General features: G+C 73.2%; 8 protein-coding genes. 6 read left to right on the forward strand and 2 right to left on the reverse strand.

Annotated elements, in window-relative coordinates; all coding sequences use genetic code 11:
- Positions 1–51 precede the first annotated feature (51 nt).
- Complete coding sequence (locus C1I93_RS27515) at positions 52–498, reverse strand: RrF2 family transcriptional regulator (protein ID WP_111246186.1); 447 nt, start codon at positions 496–498, stop codon at positions 52–54.
- 143 nt (positions 499–641) lie between these two features.
- Here C1I93_RS27515 and C1I93_RS27520 point away from each other — a divergent pair, with 143 nt between their 5' ends.
- From C1I93_RS27520 to C1I93_RS27535, 4 genes are all read left to right on the forward strand, one after another.
- On the forward strand, positions 642–1,862 hold the full coding sequence (locus tag C1I93_RS27520; RefSeq protein ID WP_111246187.1) for a globin domain-containing protein: 1,221 nt from the start codon (positions 642–644) through the stop codon (positions 1,860–1,862).
- 65 nt (positions 1,863–1,927) lie between these two features.
- Complete coding sequence (locus tag C1I93_RS27525; protein WP_181445357.1) at positions 1,928–2,773, forward strand: alpha/beta hydrolase family protein; 846 nt, start codon at positions 1,928–1,930, stop codon at positions 2,771–2,773.
- 88 nt (positions 2,774–2,861) lie between these two features.
- On the forward strand, positions 2,862–3,494 hold the full coding sequence (locus C1I93_RS27530; protein ID WP_111246189.1) for a hypothetical protein: 633 nt from the start codon (positions 2,862–2,864) through the stop codon (positions 3,492–3,494).
- Positions 3,495–3,590: 96 nt separating this feature from the next.
- On the forward strand, positions 3,591–3,968 hold the full coding sequence (locus C1I93_RS27535) for a hypothetical protein (RefSeq protein ID WP_111246190.1): 378 nt from the start codon (positions 3,591–3,593) through the stop codon (positions 3,966–3,968).
- A gap of 13 nt (positions 3,969–3,981) precedes the next feature.
- On the opposite strand, the gene C1I93_RS32780 is transcribed toward C1I93_RS27535, so the two are convergent.
- A complete protein-coding gene (locus C1I93_RS32780) occupies positions 3,982–4,185 on the reverse strand; it encodes a hypothetical protein (protein ID WP_223256422.1) in 204 nt (67 codons plus the stop codon).
- An 88-nt stretch (positions 4,186–4,273) separates the two neighbouring features.
- On the opposite strand from C1I93_RS32780, the gene C1I93_RS27545 reads away from it, so the two are divergent.
- Together C1I93_RS27545 and C1I93_RS27550 are read left to right on the forward strand one after the other, a co-directional pair.
- A complete protein-coding gene (locus tag C1I93_RS27545) occupies positions 4,274–5,320 on the forward strand; it encodes an NAD(P)-dependent alcohol dehydrogenase (RefSeq protein WP_111246191.1) in 1,047 nt (348 codons plus the stop codon).
- Between the two features lie 22 nt (positions 5,321–5,342).
- Positions 5,343–5,863 (forward strand): 2'-5' RNA ligase family protein (locus C1I93_RS27550; protein ID WP_111246192.1); only part of this gene is annotated, 521 nt, incomplete at its 3' end.

Consider the following 5,863-nt stretch of genomic DNA (forward strand, 5'->3'; position numbering starts at 1 on the left):
TCCTCACCCTGACCAGCTCCGTTGATCATGAGGTTGACGGCACTCTGAAGATCAACTAGTGCCGCCAACCTCATGATCAACGGAGCTGGTCAGGGTGAGGAGGAGGGTGGGGGGTTCGATCAGGTCGGCGAGGGTGGTCTGGTCGAGGGTGGCGAGGAAGGCGTCCTGGGCCCGGCGCAGTTCGCGCCGCAGCCGGCAGGCTGCGCGCAGTGGACAGGCGGGCGTCTCGCAGTCGACCACCTCGCCGTCGCCCTCGAATGCCCGGACCACCGCCCCGACGGTGTACGCCGTGCCGTTCGCGGCGAGCGCCACCCCACCGGAGCGGCCTCGGATGGTCACCAGCACCCCGAGGTGCTGCAACCGCTGCACCACCTTGGCCACGTGGTTGCGGGGCAGCGCCAGCCGATCGGCCAACTCGTCCACTGTCGTCCGCCGGCCGTCGGCGGCGGTCAGCATGGCGATCCGCAACGCCATGTCGGTGGACCGGTTGAGCTTCACGTTTCCGACCCTAGGTCGGCCCACCTCGGCCGGGCCAGCGCTGTGAACTTCATGACCGGCGATCCAGGACCTTCGGCCCTAAATAGGTATCGCGAATACCTGTTTTTGTGAGCGGGTAGGACGGTCGATCGAAGGAGAACATCGTGCTCACCCAGTCCTCAGCAGCGGTGGTGTCGGCGACCCTGCCCGCCGTGCGGGCACACGGCGAGGCCATCACGCGCCGGTTCTACCAGCGCATGTTCGCCGCGCATCCCGAGCTGCTGAACCTGTTCAACCGGGGCAACCAGGCCAGCGGCGCCCAGCAGGCGGCCCTGGCCGCCGCCGTGGTCGCGTACGCCGGGCACCTGACCGACCCGGACCCGGCGACCTGGGGCCCGGTGCTGGACCGGATCGCGCACAAGCACGCCTCCCTGGGGATCACCCCGGGCCAGTACACGATCGTGGGCCGGCACCTGCTCGCCGCCGTCGGTGAGGTGCTCGGCGACGCGGTCACCGCACCCGTCGCCGCCGCCTGGGACGAGGTCTACTGGCTGCTGGCCTGCGAGCTGGTCGCCCGGGAGGCCCGGCTCTACGCCGCTGCCGGACTGCCCGAGGGCGCGTCGGTCTGGCGCCCGTGGCGGGTGACCGACCGCCGGCAGGAGACCTGCGACGTGGTCTCGTTCACCCTGACGCCCGACGACGGGGGCGAGGTTCCCCGCTTCGTACCGGGCCAGTACACCTCGGTCGCGGTCGACCTCGACGGTGGTCGCGGCCAGCAGATCCGCCAGTACAGCCTGGCCGGCCGCCCGGGTGCCGACCACTGGCGGATCGCCGTCAAGCGGATACGCGGCACCGGCGGCGCGCCCGACGGCCTGGTCTCCACGTTCCTGCACGAACACGTGGCGGTCGGTGACACGCTGCGGCTCAGCCCTGCCTTCGGCGAGGTCAGTGCCGTCGCCGGTGACGGGCCACTGCTGCTGATCAGCGCCGGCATCGGGTTGACCCCGGCGATGTCCGCGCTGGAGCATCTGGCGGCCACCGCGCCCCGGCGGTCGGTGGTGCTGGTGCACGCCGACCGGGCCGGTACGGCCCATGCGCTCCGCGGTGACCTGCCGCGTCTGCATGCCGCGCTGCCGAACCTACGCACCAGGTTGTGGTACGAGGAGGGCGACGACGCCGCGCTGCCGGGCGTTCCCGCCGAGGTGACCGGCGGTCGGGTCGATCCCGAGTTGATCCCGCTCTCCCCCGACGCCCACGTGCACCTCTGCGGGCCGTTGCCGTTCATGAACATCGTGCGGGGTGGGCTGCTGCGCCGGGGCGTACCGGTGGAGCGCATCGCCTACGAGGTGTTCGGTCCGGGGATGCTCCGCGACGAGCGGAGCTGACCCGGCGGGCGGGGTGACATCAGCCAACCCCTACCGGTGAGTAACCTGGCCTGGTGAGCGCGACTGTGGAATACGTGCAGGAGTTCGTCCAGGTCGACGGGGCGCGCCTCGGCCTCCAGGTCTACCCGGAGCCGCCGGGCCGCCCCGACGCGCCGGTGGTGCTGATCGCGCCGGCGATGGGGGTCCGGGCCCGGTACTACCGGCCGTTCGCCGCCGCGCTGCGCGACGCCGGACTGGCCGTGGCCGTCGCCGACCTGCGCGGCACCGGGGAGAGCACGCCCCGGCCGAGCCGGGCCTGCCGGTACGGCTACGCCGAACTGGCCGCTGACATCGGCGCGGTGCGGGCCGCGCTGAAGGACCGCTGGGACGGGCGGCGCACGCTGCTGCTGGGGCACTCCCTCGGCGGGCAGGCCGCCGTGCTGCACCTGGCCCTGCACGGCGAGCAGGAGGTGGACGGGCTGGCCCTGGTGGCCGTCGGCATCCCGTACTGGCGTGACTTCGCCGGTCTCCGGCGCTACGGCGTGCTGCCGTACACGCAGGGGATCGCGGCCACGGCCCGGCTGCTCGGGGTCTGGCCCGGGTGGGGTTTCGGCGGCCGGCAGGTCCGCGGGGTGATCCGCGACTGGGCACACACCGCGCGGACCGGCCGTTTCCCGGAGTTCGACGGGGTCGACACCGAGGCGGCAGTGGGCCGGATCCGCACGCCCGTGCTGGCCATCAGCGTCGAGGGTGACCAGTACACGCCGCACCCCACGCTGGACCGGCTCTGCGCCAAGCTCACCGCCGCCGACGTCGCCCGCGAGCGCTACCACGCGCCAGGCACCACGCTCGACCACTTCACCTGGGTACGCGCCGCCGCGCCGCTGGCCGCCCGGATCGCCGACTTCACCGCCGGCCTGCCGCCCCGCTGAGGTGCTCCCACTGCCGGCGCGGTTTCCGGGGAATAACGCCTGCTCACCTGGGTAGTCCGGGGCGCTGCATTCGGCGGAGGGAGACCAGATGTCTGACAGTCACACCACACTGCGCTCCATGCACGACCTGGGCCTGGCGGCCTGGTTCGGCGGTTCCCTGATGGGTGCCTTCGGCGTCAACGGGGCCGCGGCCCGCATCGACGACTCGACCAAACGACTTCCGGTGGCGGCCACCGGCTGGGCCCGGTGGACCCCGGTCAACGCGGCAGCCATCGGCGCGCATCTCGCGGGCGCGGTCGGTGAACTGGTCACCGAGAGCCCTCGGATGGCCGCCCAGCGGGGTGTCGGGCGGGCGAGCACGGTGAAGACCGCGCTGACGGTCGGCGCGCTGGCCGTGACCGGCTACAGCCGGCTGCTCGGCAAGCGCCTGGAGCGGGGCGGCATGCCCTCGGTCGAGGGCGTCACCGAACCGAACCAGCAGACGCCGGTGGAGGTGGCGTCCGCGCAACGTCAACTGAAGATGCTCCAGTGGGCGATCCCGGCGCTGACCGGCGCGCTGATCGTGGTCACCGCGTACATGGGTGAGCAGCAGAAGCCCGGACAGGTCCTGCGCGGCATGCTCGCGCGGGGAATGCACGCCCCGGGGACGGTCGGCAAGGGTGCCGCGCGGATCGCGGCGATGAAGGCGGCCCGCCGGCACATGGCGATGTCGGGTCGCTGACCTACCTACCGGGCCGTTGACAGCCGGGGCCTGCCGGACCGCCGACAGTGGGCGGCGGAGAGGACCGGCGGGGACGCATCCAGCAGCGAGGTGGTCATGGGCAGCAGGGACAGGCAGGACCGGGGCCCGCAGAAGGCCGGGCCCTGGGGGACCACGGACGGCTTCGACGCCGACCCGCCGTGGGGCGCCGGTGAGGATTCGCCGATGAACGAGGGCAGCGAGGATTCCGCCGTACCCGAGGGCCGGCGCGGTGAGCGACGAGCCGGTGAGACACCGGCCGGGCACCGGCCCACCGGCCGGCACGGGTTCGGCTCGGTGGAGCCGACCGCCACGCCGGCCGCCGGTCCCGGCGCGCCCCCGGACCCGGCACCGGCCCGGCGTCCCTTCCCCGACGACGTGGCCGACGAGGACCTGCCGGACAACTCGCTGGAGGAGACGACAGGCATGCGACCGGAAGGGGTGTCCCGAGGCTGACCCCGGGCACCGGTCAGGACGAGACGGTGTGCACGGTGAGCAGCCCGGCGAGGTGTCCGGCCCAGGCGGTGCTGTGCCCGTGGAACACCGCCTCGCCGTCGAAGCAGGACGCGTGCCGCAACTCGACGGCGGCCCGCCAAGGCCGGCAGCGGGTGGCCAGCTCCGCGATCCGTCGCCGGGCCGCCTCCCCCCGGGCCAGCCACGATGGAAACTGCACCAACACCGCGCCGTGACCAGCGGGTTTGATTCGGCGTGGGACGGGCAGGCGGCATTCGGGAACGCGACGCGGGACGAGGGGGTATCGCATGCGTGCGCTGCGGCTGCCAGGCTGGAAGACGCAACCGGAACTTGTCGACGTCGACGAGCCGACGCCCGGCCCGGGTCAGGTGGTGGTGAAGATCGGTGGGGCCGGGGCCTGTCACTCCGACCTGCATCTGATGCACGACTTCGACGCGGGTGCGGTGCCGTGGAATCCGCCGTTCATCCTCGGTCACGAGAACGCCGGTTGGGTGCACGCGCTGGGCGCGGGCGTGACCGGGCTGGAGGTGGGCCAGCCGGTCGCCGTCTACGGGCCGTGGGGTTGCGGCGTCTGCGCCCGCTGCCGGGTCGGTGCCGAGAACTACTGCGAGAACCCCGCCGCCGCCCCGGTGCCCGGCGGTGGCGGTGGGCTCGGTCTGGACGGCGGCATGGCCGAGTACGAACTGGTGCCGGCCGCCCGGTTCGTCGTACCGCTGCCCGACGGGCTGGACCCGGTCCGGGCGGCACCGCTCACCGATGCGGGACTGACGCCGTACCACGCCATCCGCCGGTCCTGGTCCAAGCTGCCGCCGGGCAGCACCGCCGTGGTGATCGGTGTCGGCGGGCTCGGGCACATCGCGGTGCAGATCCTCAAGGCCACCACTGCGACCCGGGTGATCGCCGTGGACACCCGTGCCGAGGCGCTGCGCCTCGCCGAGGAGGGCGGCGCCGACCTGACGCTGCGCTCCGGTGCGGACACCGCCGAGGAGATCCGTGCGGCCACCGGCGGTCGCGGGGCCGACGTCGTGCTGGACTTCGTCGGCGCCGAGGCCACCATGCGGCTCGGCGCGGCCGCCGCGCGCACCCTGGGCGACCTGACGATCGTCGGGATCGCCGGCGGCACCCTGCCGGTCAACTTCTTCTCGGTGCCGTACGAGCTGAGTATCCAGACGACCTACTGGGGCAGCCGGCCGGAGCTGATCGAGGTGCTCGAACTCGGCGCCCGAGGGCTGGTACGACCCAAGACGACCACGTACGGACTGGACGACGCGTTGCGCGCGTACGCCCAGATGCAGGACGGCACGCTGGAGGGTCGGGCGGTCATCGTGCCCTGACCGACGCCCGTAAAGTGATCATGTGGTCGCCGCGCTGGAGCTCTACCTGGACACCGCCGCCAGCCGCCGGATCCGGGTGCTCTGGGACGCCCTGGAGGCCGAGGGCGTACAGAGCATGCGCTCGTTGCTGGCGCAGCGGCACCGCCCGCACGTGTCGCTGGCGGTCGCACCCCGCCTCGACCCGGAGCAGGTCGCCGCGGCGCTGGCCGGCACCACGGTGGCCGCGCCGCTGCGGCTGTCCTTCCAGTACGCGGGCCAGTTCGTGGGTCGGGTGCTCTGGCTGGGCCCGGTCCCCACCCCGCAGTTGCTGGCGCACCATCGCCAGGTGCACGCCCGGCTCGCGGCGGCCGGCATCACGCTTGTCGAGCACTATCAGCCGGACCGGTGGGTGCCCCACTGCACCCTGTCGATGCGGGTGCCGAACGCCTTGATGGCCGCTGCCGTCCGCCGCGAGCCGGGCGTGCACCTGGCGATGGTGCGCCGGCAACTGCGGGGTGGGGACCGGGCCCAGCCAGAGCACCCGACCCACGAACTGGCCCGCGT

Origin of the sequence: Micromonospora endophytica, from assembly GCF_003236305.1 — a bacterium.
Classification (GTDB): domain Bacteria; phylum Actinomycetota; class Actinomycetes; order Mycobacteriales; family Micromonosporaceae; genus Micromonospora; species Micromonospora endophytica.